Raw genomic sequence first — 23,005 nt, forward strand, 5'->3', positions numbered from 1 at the left:
AACTGCTGGGAACATCCGAGAGTGGAGTAGTCGAGTGAGTATGCGGCCGGCCGCGAGAATGCCGAAGCTGACGCGGCGAAGCAGGATTCTGATCGCCATCTCGCTGGTGGTGGTCCTGCTGTTGCTGATCGGGCCTCGCCTCGTCGACGCGTATGTCGACTGGCTCTGGTTTGGTGAGCTCGGGTACCGGTCGGTGTTCACCACCCAGATCGTCACCCGGCTCCTCATCTTCCTGGTCGTCGGGCTGGTGATCGGTGCGGTCGTGTTCGCCGCGCTGGCGCTGGCCTATCGGACCCGTCCGGTGTTCGTGCCGACGGCCGGCCCCAACGATCCGATCGCGCGGTACCGCACCGCGGTGATGTCACGCCTGCGCCTGATCGGTCTCGGGGTGCCGGCGTTCATCGGTCTGCTGTCGGGGTTCGTCGCACAGAGCTACTGGGAGCAGGTGCAGCTGTTCCTGCACGGCGGTGACTTCGGCATCGCCGATCCGCAGTTCGGCATCGACCTCGGCTTCTACGCGTTCGACCTGCCGTTCTACCGGCTGGTGTTGTCGTATCTGTTCGTCGCGACGTTCCTGGCGTTCATCGCAAACCTGTTGGGCCACTATCTGTTCGGCGGGATTCGGCTGTCGGGTCGCACCGGCGCGCTGTCCCGTGCCGCACGCATCCAGCTGATCACGCTGATCGGCGTGCTGATGCTGCTCAAGGCGGTGGCCTACTGGTTCGACCGGTACGAGCTGCTCAGTCACACCCGCGGCGGTAAGCCGTTCACCGGCGCCGGCTACACCGACATCAACGCGGTGCTGCCCGCCAAGCTGATCCTGATGGCGATCGCGGTGATCTGTGCCGCCGCGGTGTTCTCCGCGATCGTGCTGCGTGATCTGCGGATCCCGGCGATCGGTGTGGTGCTGCTGCTGCTCTCGTCGCTGATCGTGGGCGCGGGCTGGCCGCTGGTGGTCGAGCAGATCAGCGTGCGCCCCAACGCCGCGCAGAAGGAAAGCGAGTACATCGGCCGCAGCATCGCCGCGACCAGACAGGCCTATGGGCTGACCGAGAACGAGGTCACCTACCGCGACTACCCGGGCAATGCACCGGCCACCGCGCAGCAGGTCGCTGCCGACCGCGCCACCACCTCCAACATCCGGGTGCTCGACCCGAACATCGTCGCGCCGGCGTTCACGCAGTTCCAGCAGGGCAAGAACTTCTACTTCTTCTCCGATCAGCTGAACATGGACCGCTATCCCGATGCCGACGGCAATCTGCGGGACTACGTGGTGGCTGCGCGCGAGCTCAATCCGGACCGCTTGATCGACAACCAGCGCGACTGGATCAACCGGCACACCGTGTTCACCCACGGCAACGGCTTCATCGCGTCCCCGGCCAACACGGTCCGCGGGGTGGCCAATGACCCCAACCAGAACGGTGGGTACCCGGAGTTCTTGGCCAGCGTGGTCGGCGCGAACGGCGAGGTGATCTCACCCGGGCCGGCTCCGCTGGATCAGCCGCGCATCTACTTCGGCCCGGTCATCGCGAGCACCTCGGCCGACTATGCGATCGTCGGCAAGAACGGCGCCGACCGTGAGTACGACTACGAGACCAACACCGACACCCGCAACTACACCTACACCGGTGCCGGTGGTGTGCCGCTGGGCAATTGGTTCAACCGCAGCGTGTTCGCGGCCAAGTTCGCCGAGCGCAACTTCCTGTTCTCCAACGTCATCAACAACAACAGCAAGATCTTGTTCAAGCGCGATCCGTCCGAGCGGGTCAAGGCCGTCGCGCCGTGGCTGACCACCGACACCGCGACCTACCCGGCGATCGTCAACAAGCGCATGGTGTGGATCGTCGACGGCTACACCACGCTGGACAACTACCCGTATTCGGAGTTGACGTCGCTGTCGTCGTTGACCACCGACTCCAACGAGGTGGCGCTGAACCGGCTGCAGCCGGACAAGCAGGTCTCCTACATCCGCAACTCGGTCAAGGCCACCGTCGACGCCTACGACGGCACCGTGACGCTGTACGCCCAGGACGAAGCCGATCCGGTGCTGCAGGCGTGGATGAAGGTCTTCCCGGGCACGATCAAGCCGAAGAGCGAGATCAGCCCGGAACTGCAGGAGCACCTGCGCTATCCCGAGGATCTGTTCAAAGTCCAGCGCGCGTTGCTGGCCAAGTACCACGTCGACGATCCGGTGACGTTCTTCTCGACGTCGGACTTCTGGGACGTGCCGCTGGATCCGAACCCGACCGCGAGCAGCTATCAGCCGCCGTACTACATCGTCGCGAAAAACCTTGCCGAGAACAACAGTTCGACATCGTTCCAGCTGACGAGTGCGATGAACCGGTTCCGTCGTGACTTCCTGGCGGCCTACATCAGCGCCAGTTCCGATCCGGACACCTACGGCAAGATCACGGTGTTGACGATCCCCGGTCAGGTCAACGGTCCGAAGCTGGCGTTCAACGCGATCAGCACCGATACCGCGGTCAGCCAGGACCTCGGTGTCATCGGCCGCGACAACCAGAACCGCATCCGGTGGGGCAATTTGTTGACGCTGCCGCTGGGGCAGGGTGGATTGCTCTATGTGGCACCGGTGTACGCCTCTCCGGGTGCCAGCGATGCGGCGTCGTCGTATCCGCGTCTGATCCGCGTCGCGATGATGTACAACGACAAGATCGGCTACGGCCCGACGGTGCGTGACGCTCTGACCGATCTGTTCGGTCCGGGTGCTGACGCCACGGCGACGGGTCCGGCGCCGACCGGGGACAGTGTCGGGGCGCAACCGCAGTCGCGTCCCCAGACGGGTCAGCCGCCGGCCGCTGCGCCGCCGAACCAGCAGGGCCAGACCCCGCAGAACCGGCCGGAGGTCCCGGTGGCGGTGCCGCCCACGGGTCCGACGCAGCTCTCTGCGGCGAAATCGGCTGCGCTGGAGCAGGTCAACACCGCGCTGGATGCACTGCAAGAGGCGCAGCGCAGTGGTGACTTCGCGCGGTACGGCGAGGCGCTGCAACGCCTCGACGACGCGGTGAGCGAATACAAGTCGGCCCCCTAACCCCGTCGGCCGGTGCGGTATCGGTTGCTCGGCCCCCTGCAGGTGGTCGACGAGGACACCCTGGTGGACATCGGTCCGCCCAAGCAACGGGTGGTCCTGGCGATGCTGGCGCTGGCCGCCGGACGAGTGGTCTCGGTGGACCGCCTCGTCGATGCGGTGTGGGGCGAGGACGTCCCCGCCAGTGCGACGGCGAGCCTGCAGGCCTATGTGTCGAACCTGCGGCGTGCGCTGCGCGGCGCGTCGGCCGAGACGCAGATGGCCTCCCCGATCGTGCGCCGTCCTCCCGGCTACGTGCTCGATGTCGATCCGAACAGCATTGACCTGGCGGTGTTTTCAGCCGCCTGCCAGCGGGCGGGTGCCGCGATCGAGGCCGAGGACTGGGAGCAGGCGGCTGCGGCAGCCGGTGAGGCACTCGGCCTGATTCGTGGTGATCTGCTCGACGACTTGGCGGGCGCGCCGTGGCTGCGCGACGATGCGGCCCGGTTCGCCGAGATGCGGATCGAGTGTGTGGCCAACCACGTGGTCGCGCTGCTCGCGCTCGGCAGGGTGGCGGGGGCGGTGACCGAAGCGGCGGCGCTGCGAACGCTCGATCCGTTCGCCGATCGCGGCTGCCGGCTGCAGATGCTGGCGCTGTACCGAGCCGGGCGGCCGGCCGAGGCGCTGGAGGCCTACACCCGTCACGCGCAACGCCTCGACGAGGAGTTGGGCCTGGAGCCGGGGCGGGAGTTGCGGGAGTTGCAGACCGCGGTGCTGCGGCAGGCACCCGAGTTGGCGGGGTGGCCGCGGCCGGCGAAATGGACGGGTGCATATACGATCCCGGTGCCTGCGCCGGCCACTCACGACACCGCGCCGACTGCCGAGGTGCCGGCGCGGGCGCCGTTGGTGGGCCGGGTCCGGGAGTTGTCGCGGGCCGGCGAACTGCTGGCCCGAGTCAGCGCGGGTGCGACGAGATGGCTGGTGCTCTCGGGTCCGCCCGGAATCGGCAAGACACGGCTGGCCGAAGAGATCGGCGCGATGGCCGCGTCGGCGGGCGGCGACGTGGTGTGGGTGAACTGCCCTGATGAGAGGGCCACGCCGCCGTGGTGGCCGATGCGTCAGCTGGTGCGCGCGCTGGGCGGCGACCCGGACGACGCGTTGCAAGTGCCCCCGCACGCTGACCCGGATACCGCGAGATTCCTTGTCTACGAGCGAGTCCAGTCGCTCCTAGAGGCTGCGCCCCGGCTGCTGGCCGTGGTGATCGACGACGTGCAGTGGGCCGACACCGCATCGGCGAGCTGCCTTGCCTACATCGCCAGCGCGCTGCGCGACCACCGGGTTCTGGTGGTGCTCACGCTGCGTGACGGCGACCACGCCGCGGAGGTTGCGCGGCTACTGAGCACGGTGGCGCGCGGTGAGGACAACCGCCACATCGCCGTTCCCGCGCTCTCGTCGGAAGACGTTGCGGCGCTGGCGAATGTGGTGGCCGAGGACCCGGTGACGGCCGACGAGGCCGCCGAGCTCGCCGCCCGCACAGGCGGCAATCCGTTCTTCGTTTCCGAGTACGCCCGGTTGCCGCGAGAAGAGCGCACCGCCAACGAGATTCCGCGAGCTGTGCGGTCGGTGCTGGATCGCAGGCTCGCTGCGCTGGACCCTGCGGTGATGGCTGTGCTGCGGACGGCGGCGGTGATCGGCGACGTGATCGACGCCGCTGCCGTGCCGGTGCTCGCCGCGGCCACGGGACTGGATCTCGACACGCTGGCCGACTACCTCGACGAGGCGGCTGACGAGCGCATCGTGGTCGCGGCGCACACCACCGACGGTTACGAGTTCGCCCACGGCCTGCTGCGCGATCAGTTGCTGGCCGGCATCCCCGCTCTGCGCCGACAGCGATTGCACGCCAAGGTCGCCGACGTCCTGGCCGACAACGCCGAACCCGATGCGCCGACCTGGCGGGCGCAGCATCTGGTCGCCGCGCAGCCGCTGGTGGAACCGGCGGTCGTCGTGCGGGCGTGCCGGTTGGCGGCCGAACATGCGACCGCACAGTGGAGTTCGGACATCGCCGCGCGGTGGTGGCAGGCGGCACTCGATGCCTACGACCGGCTGCCGGCCTCGGCGCGCGACGATGCCGAGCGTGACGCGCTGACTGTCGAACTGCTGGAAGCACATTCGCGGGCCGGGCGGGGACAGTTGGTGCTCGACAGCGTGCAGCGGTTCCTGAGCGAGGCATTGCGGGCCGGGCGTGCGGCGACAGCGGGCCGGGTGGCGAGCGCGCTGCTGCGGGCGAGCGGGTGCTGGCCGTGGCTGGCACCGGGACGCGACCCCGGCGAACTGCTCGAGCTGCTGTCACAGGCGGCGACGCTGGCGGGCGACGATCCGGCCGCTGCGGCGCGGGTGCTGCCTGCGCTGGCCGTTGGACACTGCTACCACCCTGACTCGGAGGTGGCGGCAACCCTGCTGCAGCGAGCCGAGCGGGTGGCCGAGCAGACCGGTGACACCGACGTGCTGGCCGACGTGCTGATCGGCCGTCTCATCACCTACTCCGGGGTGAGCGGTCACAGTGAGCAGATCCTGACGTGGGTGGAGCAGCTGGACGGGTTGCGGCACAGTCGTTCTCGCGAAGATGCCGTGATCGCGCATTCGGTGGCGACGATGGCGTCGATGTATCTGGGCGACGTCGCCGGCACGCGCGCGCATCTGCGGGCGGGCATCGCGGGCAGTGAGGAACTGCGGTTGCCAGTGCTGCGGGCCCAGCTGCGCTGGATGGAGGCGGTGCTGGCGATGTGGGCGGGCGACTTCGCCGAGGCGCAGCGCCACCACGCCACCGCCGCGCACGTGCACGAGCAGACCGAGCTCTACGAGGCCGGCAGTGGTCTGCTGGCGGCGGCGTCGCTGTTGCGGGAGACCGGCGAAGCGCTCGACCCGAGTTGGGCCGGTCTGCGGGCCAACACCGAGACCGGTGGGCAGGGGATGGTCGGCGTGGTGCGCGCGGCGCTGCTGACGATGACGCCGACGTCGGACGTGCTCGCGGACGCGACGGCGATGCTGCGCGAGTGGCGCGACACCGTCGACCGGGGTCACATCTGGACGACGCTGGGGCATCAGACCCTGCTCGCGCACCTGGCGGCCGATCACGGCCTGTCTGAGTTCGCCGAGCCCCTGCTGGACCAGCTGACGCCGCATCGGGAGCGCATCGCGGCTATCGGCCAGGTCGGGCTGGCCGGGCCGGTGGCGCTGGCCACCGCCCGTCTGCACGCTGCGCTCGGTGATGTGGCGCGGACGCAGGCGGACTTGGCCACGGCGCGGGCGCTGGCCGAGCGGACCGGGGGAGCGCCGACGCTGCTGCGCTGCCGGCTCTTGGACTGCGAGCTGATGGAACCCTCGCCCGAACGTGCGGCCGCGGCCGCCGCCCTCGCCGCCGACGCGGAGCGCGCCGGCATGCTCGGTGTCGCCGCATCGGCCCGCGCCCTGCCCTGAGTTCGGCGAGCGCGCGTGTCTGCACACCGCCACGCCGTGACACGCGTGCACTCCGCGCACGCTCACGGCCGGCGAGCGCGCGGCCAACGCTCGATACTGGCGCTTGGATTTCGCTTGGTGACGGGCACCAAGCCGCCGCCAAGCCCCTTCGGTGATGCTGAGCGCGCCACCAGGGCTTGACGAGAGGACTCCGATGACGATGACCACCGACGTGACGCGCGGCGATGTGCTGCGCACGCTGCGCGACCACGTCGCCACCCATGTCGCGCTGCCGGGTGAGCCCGGCTACGAACGCTGCGTGCCGTGGAACGTGGCTGCCTCGGTGACGCCCGCGGCCGTGGTGCTGGCGACCTCACCCGAGGATGTGGCCGGCACGGTGCGGTTCGCTGCGGCACACGGGTTCACGGTCACGGTGCAGGCAACCGGGCACGGCGCCGTCGGCGTCGGCCTGGACGCCATCCTGGTGCAGACGGCGGCCATGAAGCACTGCGCGGTGGACGTGTTGAACCGCACCGCCCGCGTGGGCGCGGGGGCGCGCTGGCTGGACGTGCTCGACGTCGCGACGCCGCACGGTTTGGCGCCGCTGTGCGGATCGGCGCCCGGCGTGGGTGTCGTGGGCTTCCTGACCGGTGGCGGGATCGGACCGCTGGTGCGCACCGTGGGGTTGTCGTCGGATCATGTGCGGGCGTTCGAGGTGGTCACCGGCGAGGGTCGGGTGTTGCGAGCGACGCCCGACGAGAACGCCGACCTGTTCTGGGGTCTGCGCGGCGGGAAGGCGACTCTGGGCATCGTCACCGCCGTCGAGATCGACCTGCTGCCGATCGCCGAGTTCTACGGCGGCGCTCTGTTTTTCGACGGTGACGACGCTCGTGAGGTGCTGCACGCGTGGGCGACCTGGGGTGCGGGGCTACCAGAGACGGTGAACACGTCGCTCGCCATTCAGCAGTTGCCGCCGCTGCCCGGTGTTCCGGAGGCGTTGGCCGGCAAGATGACTGTGGCGGTGCGCTACACCGCGCTGTGTGACGTGGCCCAGGCAGAGCAGCTATTGGCGCCGATGCGGGCGGCGGCGACGCCGCTGCTGGACACCGTGGGTGTCATGCCCTACGCGGCGATCGGTGCGGTGCACGGGGATCCGGCGGACCCGATGCCGGTGACCGAGAATCATGCGCTGCTGTCGCAGTTGACGCCGGATGCTGTCGAGGCGCTGTTGGCTGTCGCGGGTCCCGGGTCGGGGTCACCGCAGGCGATCGTGGAGTTGCGGATGCTGGGCGGTGCGTTGGCGCGTGAACCGCGGCATCGCAGCGCGTTCTGCCACCGCGATGCGGCGTTCTGCGTGGCGACGATCGGGCTGGCTGTGCCCGAGATCGTCGACATGGTCGCGGAGCACGCGGCCGCGGTGGTCGCGGCCGTCGAGCCGTGGTCGACGGGCGGGCAGATGCCGAACTTCGCGCCCTCGTACGACCCGGCGCGCGCGGCGCGGGTCTACAGCGAGGACACGCTGCACTGGCTCGCCGCGCTGGCGGACCGCTACGACCCTGCAGGGGTGCTGGCGACGGGTCAGGTCATCCGCACCCGCCGGGGGTGACTTCTGTCACGCGAGCGTGCGTGTCTGCGGCGAACACTCGGTCGAAAACAGCGAGTTCGCGCACGCTCGCGGGCGCGTTTCCGGCCGGTGAGCTGGCGATTTGGAGCCTTACCGACCGCCCCGGTAACCTAGCGTTCACCCGTCGCGGGGTGGAGCAGCTCGGTAGCTCGCTGGGCTCATAACCCAGAGGTCGCAGGTTCGAATCCTGTCCCCGCTACTAAGTGATGTCTCAGGACATCGGCGACAGCCGGACCTACGTTTGTAGGTTCGGCTGTTGTCATTTCGGGGATTGTCGGGTGGGTCCTTTGGGCGCTCCGGTGGGTTGGTAGTCGCGGTTTGGGTCGAGGGTCAGTTCGCGGAGCAACTCTCCGGTGGCGGCGTTGACGACCCGTATTTGAAGGTCGTGGACGAGCAGGATGACGCAGGTTCCGGCGTGGATTCGTCCGATGCCGATGTGGTGTAGGCGGCTGTTGTGGCGCAGGGTCACCGACCCTGCTTTGTCGACAGTGTCGTGCCGGATGCGGTCGTGGGTGTCGGGGTGAGACGGTGGTCCGGGGGTGGCTTTGGGCATCGTGTTGTAGAGGGCGGCCGGGGTGGCTCGGTGGGGCAGGGATCGGTGTGGTCGGCGGTGGTTGTATTCGTCGCAGAAGCTATCGATGAGGGTTTGAAGCTCGGCGATCGTGTGTGGCTGGCTGGGTTGGGCGCGCAGCCACTTCTTCATGGTCTGTTGAAATCTTTCAACTTTCCCGCAGGTGGTGGGATGGCTGGGGCGGGAGTTCTTTTGAACGATGTGGTGGCGGCGCAGCTCGGCTTCGAAGTTGTTGCGTCCGCCTTTGCCGCCAGCCAATCGCACGGTGTAGACCATGCCGTTGTCGGTCAACGTGGAGGCTGGGATTCCCTGTCGGGCAATGGTTGTGCGGAATGTAGTGACAACGATTGGTGTGGTGATGCGGGGGTGGGCGCTGACGTGGAGGGCGTAGCGGGTGCAGTCGTCGAGCCAGCTGATGATTTCCACGCTGGTCCCGGGTCGGCCGTCGGGGCGGGTGAGTCGGTAGTGGGTGAAGTCCGATTGCCACGTCTGGTTGGGCATGACGGCCTGGAACCGGACATAGGAGGACTTGGGTCGCTTCTTGGGCTGCGGGGTGATGAGGCCGGCGGCCACCAGGTGTCGGCTGATCGTCGAGCGGGAGAGTCGGTGTCCGTGGCGGTGGTGAAGGTGCCAGGCGATGGTGTCGGGTCCGGCGTCGAGGCCGGCGGCGGCCAGCTCGCTGCGTAGACCCACGATCAGCTCGATGACGTGCGGTGCGGTGGCGCCCGGGGAGGTTTTCGGTCGCCGCGAGCGGGGCTCGAGGGCAGCGTGGCCCTCAGCCTCGTAGCGGGCCTTGAGCTTGTCCACCCAGCTACGGTGCACACCGTAACGCGCCGAAACTTCGGCTGGGCTCTGGTGGTCGACGAACAACGCGGTCAGGACCAGACGGGCCTTCGACGTGGGCTGCGGCATCCCCGAGCATCACGCCGAGCCGGGCTGTCTCCAATGCCCCGAGACATCTGTCTCCGATGACGCGAGACATCTGTCGCCGATGTCCTGAACCACGACACTGTCCCCGCTACTAAGTGAAACGGCCCCCGGAGGAATCTCCGGGGGCCGTTTTGCATCGCTGGTCGGAACGGGTGCCAAAGGCATTCACGTCCTCAGTCCTCCGACGGCTCGGCCGCCCGCATCGCGATCGCCGCATCGTCGAATCGAGCCGCCTGCTCCTGTATACGGGCGATCTCACTGGGCCGCTTCAGCAGACCGCGCACCGCGATGATCGCGACCTGCTCGCCGACGCGTACCGCTTCCTCCGCACGGTCGCCGTGGTCGGTGTGCAGACGCGTGCGCTTCTGCGCGCCCTCATCGAAGTTGAGCAGCAGCCCGGCGGTCTCCTCGCGGTCGCACTCGATGAACTTGCCCTCGCTGATCGCCGCGCCGATGAGGTCGACCACCCAGTTCTTGAGTCGTTCGTAGTCGGCCCAGAATTGGTGGAAGTCGGCACGCTGCGTGTGGGCGATGCGCTGGATTTCGTTGAAGTCGATCGGTGAGAGCGCCAGCTGCATGGTGTCGAACCGCAACAGCCGGTAGAGCTTCACTGCCGGCGACCCGGATCCAGCGCCGACCTCGGCGATGAACTTCAGCGGTGCGCGGTTGACCACCAGCGTCTCGCCCAGCAGTTGCTCCTTGTTGCGGAACCAGTAGTACAGCGACGACTGTTGCAGACCCGCGGCGCGGGCGATGTCGCTCATCGTCGTTTGCGCGTAACCCTTTTCGCTGAACAGCCGAGTCGCGGCGCTGACGATGCCCGTTCGGGGCGATCCCGCGGGTGCTGATTCGGCGTCACGCCGGGGCCGTCCGATCGCGCGGACCTGCCCACGCCGCTCGGGTGGTGGCACGGACGTCACTGTACGACTGTCAGTTCAGCGGCGGCTGCTCGACGTGGGCGCGGGCGACGACGTCGCGCGCTGCGGTCACGACATCGCGCCACAATTCCAGCCCGAAGCTCTTGGACGCGCGCGACGGGTGGCCGGTCACCCCGTTGGTGGACACCGACCCCACCGGGTAGCGGAAGACCAGGCCCTCGGTGCGGTCCGGATCGTCAGCATGCGCCAGCGCGTCGACGTCCACCAGTTCCGGCCGTACGGCCAGCATCAACGAGGTCTCCGCGGCATTGGCGTGCCAGTCGAGCGCGTCGGCGGTAGCCCGCTGCGCGATGTCAGCGGTGAGGTCCCACCACTGCATGACCCCGATGCGTGCCTGCGGCAAGTCGCGCCGGAAGTGATCGCACGCGATCCACAGCGCCGCGGCGTTGCCGACGTGGCCGTTGACGAACAACACGCGCCGCACGCCGGAATCGACGCACGCCCGGGCGACGCGGTAGGCCGTCGCCGCGGTCTCCTCGCCACTGAACGCCACCGTCCCGGCCAGTGCCGACCCGTGGAACATGCTGGAGCCGTACGCAATCGGCGGCAGTACCAGCGCAAGGTCACCGGCAGCGGCATCGGCGACCGCGGTGGCGAGAATCGTGTCCGTGCCGACCGGCAGGTGCGGGCCGTGCTGCTCCGTCGCGCCCACCGGGATGAGTGCCACACACTCCGGATCATCGGCCAGTCGCTGCGCCAGTTGCGTCGAGGTGTGTTCCTCCCAACGATTGCTCACGACCGGGCTCACCAGAACCTCAGGTAGCGGTCGGTCTCCCATGAAGAGACATGGGCGGTGAAGGAATTCCACTCCGCCTTCTTCTCGGCGATGTAGGAGTCGAACATCGCCGAGCCGAACACGTTGCGAACCAGTGGATCCGCCTCCAGCGCGTCGATGGCCTCACCGAGCGAGCGAGGCAGCCACCCGATCTGCCGGGAGGTCAACTCCTCCTCGGACAGGCTGTAGAGATTGTCGCGGTTGGGTTCTCCGGGGTCCAGACCCTCGCGGATGCCTTCCAGGCCGGCGGCCAGCATCAGTGCGGCACCAAGGTAGGGATTGCTCGCGCTGTCGGCGGCACGGCATTCGACGCGTCCTCCACCCCTGGGGATGCGCAGCATGTTGGTGCGATTGTTGTCGCCGTAGCAGGCGAAGATCGGTGCCCAGGTCAACCCGGACATGCTGCCCTGCTTGACCAACCGCTTGTAGCTGTTGACCGTCGGGGCGACCACCGCGCAGATCGCCGACGCGTGGCGCAGGACCCCGGCGGTGAACTGGTAGCCCAGCTCGGACAGGCCGCAGCCACGGGCGTCGTCGGCCTCGGCGAACAGGTTCTGCCCGTCGTTGTCGGCCAGCGACATGTTGTAGTGCGCTCCGCTGCCGGTCCGGTCGGCGAAGGGTTTGGGCATCCAGGATGCGAACAGACCGTGCTTGCGGGCGATCTCGCCGACCATCATGCGGAAGAACACCAGCCGGTCGGACATGGCGACCGCGTCGGTGTAGGTGAAGTCGGTCTCGAACTGCCCGTTGCCGTCCTCGTGGTCGAACGAGTAGACATCCCAGCCCAATTCGTTCATCGCCGTCACGATCTCGTCGACCACGGGGTAGTTGTGCAGCAGCCCGCGCAGGTCGTAGCACGGCTTGTCGAGGTTGTCGTCGGCGCTGGCCGGAGCCGGCGTGCCGGTGGCGTCGCTGAGCAGGAAGAACTCGGTCTCGATACCCAGGTTGAACGTGTAGCCCAGCGCGGCTGCCTCGGCGGTGACCCGCTTGAGAATGCCTCTGCTGCAGGCTTCGAACGGCGTGTCACCGATGTAGAGGTCGCCGGGGAACCACGCCACCTCGCGGTTGAACGGCGCGATGATCGCCCCGCCGAGGTCGGGGTGCGGGGAGACCTCGTCGTCGTTGACGTCCTGCGGCACGCCGTCCAGGGCGGCGCCGGTGAACATCTCCGAGCCGCGCGACGCCTGCCCGAGATGGCCCAGCGGCACCATCTTGGCCTTCGGCTTGCCGTGCATGTCGACGAAGCTGATCGCGGCGTACTTTACTCCCGCCGCGGTCAACCGCTCGGCCACGTCGGATCCGCTGTCGGTGTGCGCGGACTGCCCGCTCAACGTCGCGGTCATGCATGCGCTCCTCATCCTGCTCGGCGAAGCTCAGCCACACCGACGGGTGTTGCCATGGCGCTTCCTGTGACGTCCAACAACGGACGTCCTGACCAGGCAGACGGTAGACGCGCTCTGTTGCTGCACTGTTTCGCGGCAGTAAATGGAGCATTGAAACTATCCACCCTCATGGAGGTGACAATCAACGCTCGGAGCTCGGACTATGCCGATTTCCTCCATAGAGTATTGAAAAGTTGCAACGAGCCTGTTGTCCCTGCAGTCGTGGATAGCCCCACGCGGCGGCATCCGCACCGCAGATTGCGCGCAGCTGACGACAACAGCACACCCCGACTCGCCGGCGGCCGGCAGTCGGAGTCGCGTGGGCCAGACCCTCCCGGCTTCGGGTCCAGGGACGGCTTCCACTCCTGTCGTCAGCTGCGCTCAATCCGCACTGATGATTGCTGGTGCCGCCTCTTGACCCACTGACATCGTCGGCGCGTCGTCGCGAATCAGTCTGTGAGAGCGCAACGCATCCCATAGATCTGCAGGAATCTCCAGGGAGAACAGCTCTGCATTGCGTGCCTGCTGACCGGCATTGCGGGAGCCCAGGCAGATGCTAGTCACCACCGGGTGCGCATAGGCGAACTGCAGAGCCACTGCCGCCAACGGCACCTCGAACTCGGCGCAGACTGCCTCTAGAGCAGAGGTTCTCGCGAGCACATCGGCGGGCGCGGGGCTGTAGTTGAACCGGGCGCCGTCGATCGCCCCGGTCGCCAGAACCCCGCTGTTGTACACCCCGCCGAGCACGATCCCCACGCCGCGCTCCTCGCATAGTGGAAGCAGGTCATCCAGTGGTTCCTGCTCCAGCAGCGTGTACCGCCCCGCGAGCAAGCAGATGTCGACGTCGACCGCCTTCACCGCGTCGAACATCACGTTCGTCTCGTTGACGCCGAAGCCAATCGCTGCGACCACGCCCTGATCGCGCAGCATCTCCAGCGCCGGAAAGCCGCTCACGATGGCCTGCCGGAAGTACTCCGGCTGCGCGTCCCCGTGGGTGTACACGTCGCAGTCGTGAATGAACAGCGCGTCGAACCGGTCCGTCAGCATGCGCTGCATGCTCTGCTCGACGGCACGCATCACGCCGTCGTAGGAATAGTCGTAGGTCGCGACGAACGGCGGAATATCCAGATAGTCACCGCTTCTCGTCGACGCTCCGATCATCGGCGTCAGCACCCGGCCGACTTTGGTCGACAGCACCAACTCTGTCCGATCCCGCGACCGCAGTGCTTGCCCGAGGCGGTATTCGCTCAGACCGTTTCCGTAGCCGGGCGCGGTGTCGAAGTACCGGACTCCCTGATCCCACGACTGGTCGACCATCGCCTGCGCTTCGGCATCGGTGAAGGCGCCGTTGAAATTGCCGATAGGAGCACCGCCGTACCCGATGGCAGTGAAGGTGAGCCCTGAGCGGGTGTGGGTCCGCGTGGCCGAAGGCTGCATAAGAATCCTCTGCTAGTGACGTGCCGCGCTGCGACCCCTCGGCGGGACCGCAAACGCGTTGCACTGCAACCATTATCTGCGCGGCAACGGACGCCCATCAGACGCGTTGCGTGCAACATCGTGGCCGCCCATTGCACACATCGCCAAGCCCCCGCCAGATTGACGCCCGTCGACCCACAGGTCGGCGACAGTCCACGGCTGGTCCTCCTCGAAGAACGCGTTCTCCTCGGCCATCCACTGGTGCCTGAAAGCGGCATTGTCATCGCCGCGCGCGATCACACGCTGACGGCCGAGTTCCTCGGGCACATACACCCAGATCGCGTAGTCCAGGTACGGCCGCACCTCCCGACGGGCCGCACCCACCCCTTCGACGAGCACAGCGGAGGTACCAAGAGGCACCGATACAGAGCCCTCCCGACCGTGCTCACGCCATGCCGGCGGCCGGAAATTCACCGAGGACTGATCGCGTAAAGGCCTGAGAATGCCGTCGATCAGCAGATCAGCCCACCCGAAATAGCTGTGATGCCAAGCAATATCGTCTGTGTGGACGATTGTGACGTCCGGCTGCCCGAAGGCGATCGCCGCCGCCAGCGTCGACTTCCCCGCACCGCTGTGCCCGTCGATCGCGCACACCACCGGCGGCCGGCCCCGCCCAGCGACGATGCGAGATCGAACATCCGCCGCTGATCCCCGAATCCACGAGACAGGACTGGGATCGATGTCGAGGTACGGCATTCAGTGCACAGACAGATGGGGCGCCTTGAAGGGGTTCATCGCACCCGCGTCGATGACGTGCGCGGTGCCGGTGATGTACCGCCCAGCCTCTGACGCCAGGTACACGACGGCGTTGCTGACATCCGACGGTTCCAGGAACGGGATGTCCAGCGCATGCATCGCGGTCAATGCGCCGAGCGCATCCTCCTGCGTGGCGCCGTCCTTCCCGTCGGCGAACAGCCGGTTGTACCTCGGGTTGTTGATCATCAGAGTGTTGACGTTCGTCGGGTTCACCGAATTGACCCGGATACCGTAGGGTGCGAGCTCGCCGGACAGCGTCCGCATCAGACCGTTGACCCCGTGTTTGGACGCCGCGTAATGCCCGACGTTCAGCTCGACGGTCAACCCGGAGATCGAGCTGATCAAAACGATTGCGCCGCCGGAGTTCTGGCGCAGCATCTGCGGAACGCACGCCTTGATCGTCTTCCAGACGCCGGTCAGGTTGACGTCGATCTGATCCTGGAACTGCGATTCGGTCAGCTCCCACAGTGGTGCTGTGTCGTTCAGTGTGCCCGCATTGGCGACCACGATGTCGAGACTGCCCAGCTCGTCGACGCCCGCCGCGACCGCCGCTTCCATTCCGGCGAGGTCCCGCACGTCGACCTGCGCGGAGAACACCCGCCGGCCGCGGCTTTTCACCAGGTCGACGGTGGTGAGCAGATCGTCGGGGTCGGCCATCGGATAGGGGACCGAGTCGATCTGTCGGCAAGCATCGAGAGCGATGATGTCAGCGCCCTCCTCGGCCAGTCGCAGTGCGTGCGAACGGCCCTGCCCGCGAGCGGCCCCGGTGATCAGCGCGACCTTGCCCGTGAGACCCGCCACGGTCACTGGTGCTGTTCGGCGGCGCGCATCTCGCGGTACTCGTCGGCGCGCTCGTCGGTGATGTGGGGCAGCGGCGGGAAGTCCAGCCAACCCGGCACGAACGGGCTCGCGAGATCGCGATCGGTAGGAACCTCGACCAGCACCGGAGCCTGGGCATCGAACGCACGCTTGAAGGTGGGCTCCAGGTCGGCCGCCGACTCGACGCGGAACGACTCGAGCCCGAACGACTTTCCGAGATCTTTGAAGCTGGGGCTGTACGGCGATCCGTCCGGGCGATTGAACTCGGTACCGATGATCCGGTCGGTCGCGTTGCGCTGTCCGCCGCGGATCGAGATGTAGCCGGAGTTGTCCTGTACCACGAACACGACCGGGATGTCGTGCTGCACCGCCACTCCGATCTCTTGCGCGGTCATCAGGAAGTCGCCGTCACCGGTGATGCATGCGACCTGACGTTCCGGGGCGGCCAGCTTGGCGCCGAGCGCGGCCGGTACCGGCCACCCCATCGCCGAGAAGCCGCCGGTCGTCAGGTGGGTCCGCGGCTCGTAGACCGGGAATGTCTGCTTGACCGCGCCCTGAGTGTTGCCCGAGCCGACGAGCACGATGCCGCTGCGGTCCATCACCTGGCGCAACGCGTGCAGCGGGCGCTGCAGCGTGAATGGGAAGCGATCAGTGTCGCGCCGGGACGAGAGCTCGTTCTCCCAGTTCGCCTTGCGCTCAGCGACTTCGGCGAGGTACTCGGCCCGCTCCGGGGTGGCGCCGAGCGACGCGACGATCGCCCCGACAGCGGGTTTGGCATCGGCGAGGATGCCGACCTCGGCCGGGTAGATCTTGCCGATCTCGTGCGGATCGATGTCGATGTGGATGAGCTTGGCCGGCGGGAACGAAAACGACCGTCCCTTGGCGTAACTCGAGGATGACCAGTCGGTGAAACGGCAGCCGATCGACACGACCACGTCGGCGTTGGCCGCCAGGTAGTTGCCGTGGATGGTGCCGGTCTGACCGACGCTGCCGCAGAACAGATCGTGGTCCTCGGGAAACGCGCTCTTACCGTTCCAGGTCGTGACGACGGGGATGTTGAGCCCCTCGGCAAGTGCGCGGACCTCGTCGGTGGCGTTGGCGCTGATGGCACCGCCGCCCACCACGATCACCGGGCGCTGCGCGGTGCCCAGCAGTGCGACGGCGCGTTCGATCGCCTCGGGGTCGGGGTACTGCAGGCCGACAGGCAGCCGGCGGGCGAGGTCGTGGAAGTTCACCTCCGCGGTCTCGGCGTGCAGATCCCATGGGACCTCGATGTGGGCGGGTCCGCGGCGACCGGTCAGCATGGTCGAGAAGGCGCGGTGCATGACGAACGGCAGGTCCTCGATGCTGTTGGCCACCCAGCTGCGCTTCGACACCGCCTCGGCAACCTGCGGAAAACCGTTGTCCTTCTGGCGTTCCAGCTCCTGCAGCACACCGCGGCCGCGCATGTGTCGCGGAGGACCGCCGGTGATGACCAGGACGCTGGTGGAGTCGCTGTACGCCGTCGCCAGCCCCAGCACGGTGTTGGATGCTCCGGCGCCAATCGACGTGACAGCCGCCATGGGCTTGCCCGACACCCGGTAGAAGCCATCGGCGAGATGGACGGCGCTCTGCTCGTGGTAGGTCTGGATGAAGGGGATCTTCGATTCCTCTTCGTTGAACGCATCCATCAAACCCCAAATGCCATGGCCGGGAATGCCGGCCACATAGGGGACTCCGTACTCCTTGAGGATTCGGCCGATGACCTGACCGCCGTTGAGCCGTGGCATGGGAGGTTCTCCTTTTCGGTGCGTTCGACGTGCCGTGCGAACGACATGCCGCCTGTCTTCCGAAGAGTCTGCCGAATCCGCGACCACTTGCGTCAGACCCGATCTGAGAATTACATTCGCCGATGACTGCACACATCGTGCAGAAAGGCGGTGGAGAATGGCGATGACCGTCGAGGCGGCCCTTCAGCTCGAGGTGTTCGAGCGGGTGCCGTTGAAAGTGTATGCCGGGCACGAGAACCTCGATCGGGTGATCCGCTGGGTGCATCCTACCGAAATCCCCGATATCGCAACCTTTCTCACCGGTGGTGAGATGTTGCTGACCGCCGGATTGGGCATCGGGCACACCGCCGCGGAGCAACAGAGCTACATCGCCCGGCTCGCCGACGCTGGTGCGGCCGTGCTCATCATCGAACTCAGCGGCCGTGCGTTCGACACGATGCCGACGCCACTCGTCGACGCCGCTCGAGACCGCGGTCTACCCGTGGTCGGGCTGGCGGGAGAGCTGCCGTTCGTGGAGGTCTCCGCCCAAGTCCACGAGTCGATCGTGGACCAGCGCGTCCTCGATCTCAGTGCCTACGAACGGCTCAACGCCACGTTCATGCAGCTGTTACTGGCCGGTCGCGACCCTGTGGGGTTCACCGATGCGCTGGCCGACGAGGTGGGCCACCCCGTCGTCCTCGAAGATGCGACGCACCAGATCGTCGCCTACTCGGCGAACTCACCCGAAGGTGACGAGGTGCTCTCCCACTGGGAGCAGCACTCGCGGGTCGAACACGAGACGTCGAACGATTCCGGTGCAGCGGGCGAGGCGCCGAACTGCACCCGCCGCGCAGTGGTGCTGCGCGGAGAGCGGTGGGGGTGGCTGCATGTGCTGCACGGCGGCACCGCCGTGGTCGGTACGGCCGGCTACGCCGTCGATCGCGCCACGGACGGCATCGCGATCGCGCTGCTGGGTGCCAGAGAGAGCGGTGCCCGATCGGCGCAACGGCAGAACGCGTTGGTCAGCCGGCTTCTGCTCGGCGACATCGATGGAGAGGCCTTCGTGGCCAGGGCGCTGCGGCTGGGGCGTGATCTGCGGGACCGGGCTCTCGTGGTGGTGTCGGTGCTCAAGGAGTCGCCGGCCGGCGCGACGAGCGACGACGCGATGGAAGAGCTGTGCCGCACCATGCGGGTGCCGGCAGTCGTCGCCGACCTCGGCGAACAGACCCTCGCGATCATGGGTCTGTCGCGGACCAGCTCGGAGCGCAAGATCGTGGACCGGCTGCGCGCCCTCGACATCCGTGCGGGCGTCAGTCGGCCCGTGAGTGCCGGACAGCTGTCGACGGCGGTCGAGCAGGCTCGGAGTGCGGCGTCGGTCGCGGCGGCCAAACCCGACAAGGAGGTACATCGATTCGACGATCTCGGGGTCCTTCGCCTGCTGGCCTCGCTGGCCGGGGGGCCCGAACTCGCACGCTACATCGAAGACGAGCTCGGTGCGATCCTCAAACACGACGCCACGGCATCCAATCCTCTGCTCCCGACGCTGCGCACCTACCTGGCCTGCGACGGCAACAAATCCCAAGCGGCACAGCAGTTGTTCGTTCAGCGTCGCACCCTGTACTACCGGCTCGAGCGCATCACCAATCTGCTCGAACGGTCCCTCGACGATCCCGACACCCGTCAGGCCCTCGTCTTCGCGGTCCGCGGTCACGACCTGCTCCAGAGGCAGCAGCGGCACTAGACTGCACACCCTGTGGTGAACAAGGCGCAAACCTGCACAGGTTGAGTCTGTTCGTCGCAACGCACACTTCGTAGCGTGAAGTGACCCACCAGACACGCCGGTGGACCACAGCCCTCAGCCCAGGGAGTTTTGTTCCGTGACACTTTCGCTTGCGGCCATTCGGTCGCAGATCGTCTCCGATCCACCCGACGTCGTCGAGACCGACGTGGCCATCATCGGCTCCGGTATGGGCGGTGGTTCACTGGCATATGCGCTGCGCGACAAGGGTGTTCGCGTCCTGATCGTCGAGCAGGGCGATTTCTTGCCCGTCGAGCGGGAGAACTGGTCGTTCGAGGCCGTCCACACCGAGGGTCGGTACAAGAACTCCGCGGTCTGGCACGACGCGACGACGGGCAATGACTTCGTCCCCGGCAACTACCACTACGTCGGCGGAAGCACCAAGCTCTACGGAGCCACGCTGCCGCGTCTGCGGGAATGCGACTTCGGCGCCATCGAGCATGCCGACGGCATCTCGCCGGCCTGGCCCATCGACTACGCCGAGCTCGAACCGCACTACGCCGAGGCCGAGCAGATGTTCTGGGTGCACAGCAACAAGGGGGAGGATCCCACCGATCCCTGGCGGTCCGGCGACTACCCGTTCCCGGGTGTGCCGCACGAAGGGGCGATGGCCCGGCTGGTCGAGAGCGCCAGACAGCAAGGCCTGCATCCGTTCTCGGCACCTCAGGCGCTCGACCGCCGCCCCGGCGGCAACTGCGTCCTGTGTCAGACGTGTGATTCCTTCGCCTGCATGGTCGATGCCAAGGGTGACGCCGACATGTGCGCCGTCCGGCCCGCACTTGCGGCGGGACGCAACGTCGAGATGCTCACCAACGCCGAAGTGACGCGCCTGCGCACCACCGAGGACGGCCGGACCGTAATCGCGGCGGAGATCGCCCACCGCGGCAGGCGCATCGAGGTCCGCGCCGCGAAGTTCGTCCTGGCCTGCGGCGCGGTCAACACCGCAGCTCTACTGCTGCGCTCGGCCTCGAGTGCGCATCCCGCCGGGTTGGCCAACGCGTCCGACCAGGTGGGTCGCAACTACATGGCACACATCACCACCTTCTTCCTGGCCGCCGATCCCCGGCGCAAGAACGAGGCAGTCTTCCAGAAGACGATCGGAATCAACGATTGGTATGAGCCGGGACCCGACAACCGTTACCCGCTCGGCAATGTGCAGGGGCTGGGCAAGCTGCGCGGACCCCAGGCGAAGATGGGCAAGCCTTGGGTTCCGATGCCCGTCCTCGACGAAGTCACCAAGTACACACTCGATCTGTTCATCCAGACCGAGGACCTTCCGTTGCCGGAAAGCCGTGTGACACTCCGGCCCAACGGCCAAATCAGCATCTATCGGCAGGAAACCAACCTCGCCGCGCATCACGACCTGATCCGCCGGATGAAGAAGGTCGTCCGCAAGGCCGGCTTCCCGGTGGTGATGACGCGCAGCCTCGGTGTCGAGGCGACCTCGCACCAATGCGGCACCGCGCGCATGGGTGACGACCCGGCGAACAGCGTCGTCGATGCGAACCTCAAGGCGCACGATCTCGACAACATGTGGATCGCCGACACCTCGCCATTCGTCTCCTCTGGCGCGGTGAACCCTGCCATCACCGCAGCAGCGCTGGCGCTGCGGCTCGGGCACTCGGCCGCACTCACCCACTGATTCTCCGAACCCCACTCAAGGAGCACCCGCGTGACCGTCACGGCAGACACCCGTGCCACCCTGGCGCCACTGTTCGAACCCATCACCCTCGGCACCGTCGAGATCCGCAACCGTGTGGTGATGACCGGCCACGGCACCGGCATGGCCAAGGACTACCTGCCCACCGAACAGCACGTCGCCTACTACCGCGAACGCGCGATCGGCGGCGCGGGCCTGATCGGGATGGCATTCCCGCAGATCCACCCGACCTCTCAAGACGTGCCGGGCGAACCACGCGCCTGGCTGCCGGAGATCGTGCCGGGCCTGCGCAAGATCACCGATGCCGTGCACGAGCACGGGGCCAGGATCGTGATGCAGCTCGGACACGGTGGGCGACAGGGGCATTCGACGTTCACCGAGCGCGCGCTGTGGTCACCGTCGAACACCCCGTGCCCGTTCAACCTCGAGATGCCCAAAGCGATGGAACTCGAGGACATCGATGAGATCGTCGCCGCTCACGCAATCGGTGCGCGGCACGCCAAACAGGGCGGCATGGACGGTGTCGAAATCCATTCAGGCTACGGTGGATACCTGCTGGCCTCGTTCCTCTCGCCGTTCTCCAATCACCGCACCGATGACTACGGTGGCTCACTGGAGAACCGGATGCGGATCGTCATACGGGTGATCGACGCCGTTCGCGATGAAGTCGGTCCTGACTTCCTGGTCGGCATCAACCTGCAGGGCCACGACTTCAGCCCCGGCGGACTCGAGGTCGGCGATGCGCAGGACATCGCCAGGGCGATCGACGCCACCGGCAAGATCGACTACATCTGCGTCAAGGCGGCCACCTACAACGAGGCCCATCAGAACGTGCCGGACATGCAGCACCCCAAGCGGATCTGGGAAGACCTGGCTGCGGCCGTCAAGGCCGTCGTCACGGTCCCGGTGATCGCGGTGGGCCGCATCAACGACCCGAGCGACGCCGCGGACATTCTGGCGCTGGGCCATGCGGACATGGTCGCGATGACGCGTCAGCAGATCGCGGATCCGGAGACGGTCAACAAGATGAAAGACGGCCGGCTCGACGAGATCCGGCGCTGCATCGGCTGCAATCAAGGCTGCATCGACCGGCTCTTCGACGTCACGCATTCTTCGTGTGTGCACAACCCTGCTGCCGGCTACGAACTAGAGCTGGGTATCGGCACCCTGACCCCGGCCGCCGAGCCTCGGCGCGTGGTCATCATCGGCGCCGGCCCGGCGGGCATGAAGGCTGCCGAGATCGCCGCCCGCCAGGGGCATCAGGTGATCCTGTTCGAGCGCCGCAGCCGCACCGGCGGCCAATTGCGCATCGCGGCGAACATCAGAGGGCGCGGCGAGATCGGCGGCGTCGTCGACCATCTCGACGTGATGATCGCCAAGCACGAGGTGGATCTGCGGCTCGGTCAGTCCCCGACGGCCGACGAGATCCTGGCGTTGGAACCGCACCACGTGATCGTGGCGACGGGGTCGGCGCCCGGTCAGGACATCGTCGGCAACCTCGCCCAAGGCATCCCGTTCACTCCGGGCCTGGACCAGGACCACGTGCTCTCGGTCTGGAATGTCCTCGAGGAGCACCGCCGGGTCGGGCAGCATGTCGTGATCGTCGACGACGGCGAAGGCGGCTGGAAAGGAATCGGTCTTGCGCTGCAGCTGTGCGAGGACGGTCGCGATGTCGAATTCGTGACGCCGCTGCCGTATGTCGGCGCGAAACTGGGCCCGTTCAGCGCCAACCTCGCAGTGCCACGCATACACAAGTCTGGGATGGTCAGCCATCCGTTCAGCACGGTGACGGCGATCGAGAGCTCCACCGTGCTCATCACCGAGCAGGGCCGCCCTGCCACCGTCGACGCCGTGGACACCGTGATCCTCGCCGGCTGGCATCGGCCCGTGAACGATCTGTATTTCGCACTCAAGGAGGCCGGCGCCAGCGTGGACCGGGTTGGCGACGCCGTAGCCAGTAGGACCATGATGGAAGCCGTGCACGAAGGCGAGCGCGCTGCGCGCAGAATTCCGGTGACGGTCTGAGCACACGCGACGGCCGCCTCCT

14 protein-coding genes and 1 tRNA gene are annotated in these 23,005 nt (G+C 67.2%); 7 read left to right on the plus strand and 8 right to left on the minus strand.

Annotation, left to right across the window (positions count from 1 at the left end; translation table 11 throughout):
• Positions 1–34 precede the first annotated feature (34 nt).
• The 4 genes from ACZ50N_RS07660 to ACZ50N_RS07675 all read left to right on the plus strand — a co-directional run bounded on the left by ACZ50N_RS07660 (position 35) and on the right by ACZ50N_RS07675 (position 8,304).
• Positions 35–3,049 carry a UPF0182 family protein gene (locus ACZ50N_RS07660; RefSeq protein ID WP_048422215.1) on the plus strand — a complete coding sequence of 1,005 codons (3,015 nt, stop codon included), beginning with the start codon at positions 35–37 and terminating at the stop codon, positions 3,047–3,049.
• Positions 3,050–3,061: 12 nt separating this feature from the next.
• Positions 3,062–6,502, plus strand: a complete 3,441-nt coding sequence (locus tag ACZ50N_RS07665; protein ID WP_464475054.1) for an ATP-binding protein — start codon at positions 3,062–3,064, stop codon at positions 6,500–6,502.
• Positions 6,503–6,695: 193 nt separating this feature from the next.
• A complete protein-coding gene (locus ACZ50N_RS07670; RefSeq protein ID WP_464475055.1) occupies positions 6,696–8,087 on the plus strand; it encodes an FAD-binding oxidoreductase in 1,392 nt (463 codons plus the stop codon).
• A 143-nt stretch (positions 8,088–8,230) separates the two neighbouring features.
• Positions 8,231–8,304, plus strand: a tRNA-Met gene (locus ACZ50N_RS07675).
• Between the two features lie 60 nt (positions 8,305–8,364).
• Here the strand turns inward: ACZ50N_RS07675 and ACZ50N_RS07680 are convergent.
• The 8 genes from ACZ50N_RS07680 to ACZ50N_RS07715 all read right to left on the minus strand — a co-directional run bounded on the left by ACZ50N_RS07680 (position 8,365) and on the right by ACZ50N_RS07715 (position 17,521).
• Positions 8,365–9,588 (minus strand): IS481 family transposase, encoded by a 1,224-nt coding sequence (locus ACZ50N_RS07680; RefSeq protein WP_464475056.1) that lies wholly within the window; start codon positions 9,586–9,588, stop codon positions 8,365–8,367.
• A 191-nt stretch (positions 9,589–9,779) separates the two neighbouring features.
• Positions 9,780–10,517, minus strand: a complete 738-nt coding sequence (locus ACZ50N_RS07685; protein WP_464475057.1) for a TetR/AcrR family transcriptional regulator — start codon at positions 10,515–10,517, stop codon at positions 9,780–9,782.
• Positions 10,518–10,536: 19 nt separating this feature from the next.
• Positions 10,537–11,280 carry a creatininase family protein gene (locus tag ACZ50N_RS07690; protein ID WP_464475058.1) on the minus strand — a complete coding sequence of 248 codons (744 nt, stop codon included), beginning with the start codon at positions 11,278–11,280 and terminating at the stop codon, positions 10,537–10,539.
• 8 nt (positions 11,281–11,288) lie between these two features.
• A complete protein-coding gene (glnT, locus tag ACZ50N_RS07695) occupies positions 11,289–12,662 on the minus strand; it encodes a type III glutamate--ammonia ligase (RefSeq protein WP_464475059.1) in 1,374 nt (457 codons plus the stop codon).
• A gap of 420 nt (positions 12,663–13,082) precedes the next feature.
• Positions 13,083–14,138, minus strand: a complete 1,056-nt coding sequence (locus ACZ50N_RS07700) for an aldo/keto reductase (RefSeq protein WP_464475060.1) — start codon at positions 14,136–14,138, stop codon at positions 13,083–13,085.
• A gap of 72 nt (positions 14,139–14,210) precedes the next feature.
• Positions 14,211–14,771: a uridine kinase family protein gene (locus ACZ50N_RS07705; RefSeq protein WP_464475061.1), complete on the minus strand. Its 561-nt coding sequence runs from the start codon at positions 14,769–14,771 to the stop codon at positions 14,211–14,213.
• A gap of 102 nt (positions 14,772–14,873) precedes the next feature.
• A complete protein-coding gene (locus tag ACZ50N_RS07710; RefSeq protein ID WP_464475605.1) occupies positions 14,874–15,734 on the minus strand; it encodes a mycofactocin-coupled SDR family oxidoreductase in 861 nt (286 codons plus the stop codon).
• Positions 15,735–15,736: 2 nt separating this feature from the next.
• Positions 15,737–17,521, minus strand: coding sequence for a thiamine pyrophosphate-binding protein (locus ACZ50N_RS07715; RefSeq protein WP_464475062.1), 1,785 nt, complete (start codon positions 17,519–17,521; stop codon positions 15,737–15,739).
• Positions 17,522–17,678: 157 nt separating this feature from the next.
• On the opposite strand from ACZ50N_RS07715, the gene ACZ50N_RS07720 reads away from it, so the two are divergent.
• The 3 genes from ACZ50N_RS07720 (at position 17,679) to ACZ50N_RS07730 (ending at position 22,983) form a co-directional block, all read left to right on the plus strand.
• Positions 17,679–19,241 carry a PucR family transcriptional regulator gene (locus ACZ50N_RS07720; protein ID WP_464475063.1) on the plus strand — a complete coding sequence of 521 codons (1,563 nt, stop codon included), beginning with the start codon at positions 17,679–17,681 and terminating at the stop codon, positions 19,239–19,241.
• Positions 19,242–19,377: 136 nt separating this feature from the next.
• Entirely contained in the window at positions 19,378–20,940 is a 1,563-nt protein-coding gene (locus ACZ50N_RS07725; protein ID WP_464475064.1) for an FAD-dependent oxidoreductase, read from the plus strand.
• A 30-nt stretch (positions 20,941–20,970) separates the two neighbouring features.
• Positions 20,971–22,983, plus strand: a complete 2,013-nt coding sequence (locus tag ACZ50N_RS07730) for an oxidoreductase (protein WP_464475065.1) — start codon at positions 20,971–20,973, stop codon at positions 22,981–22,983.
• Positions 22,984–23,005 lie beyond the last annotated feature (22 nt).

It is taken from the genome of Mycolicibacterium obuense (genome assembly GCF_055397605.1).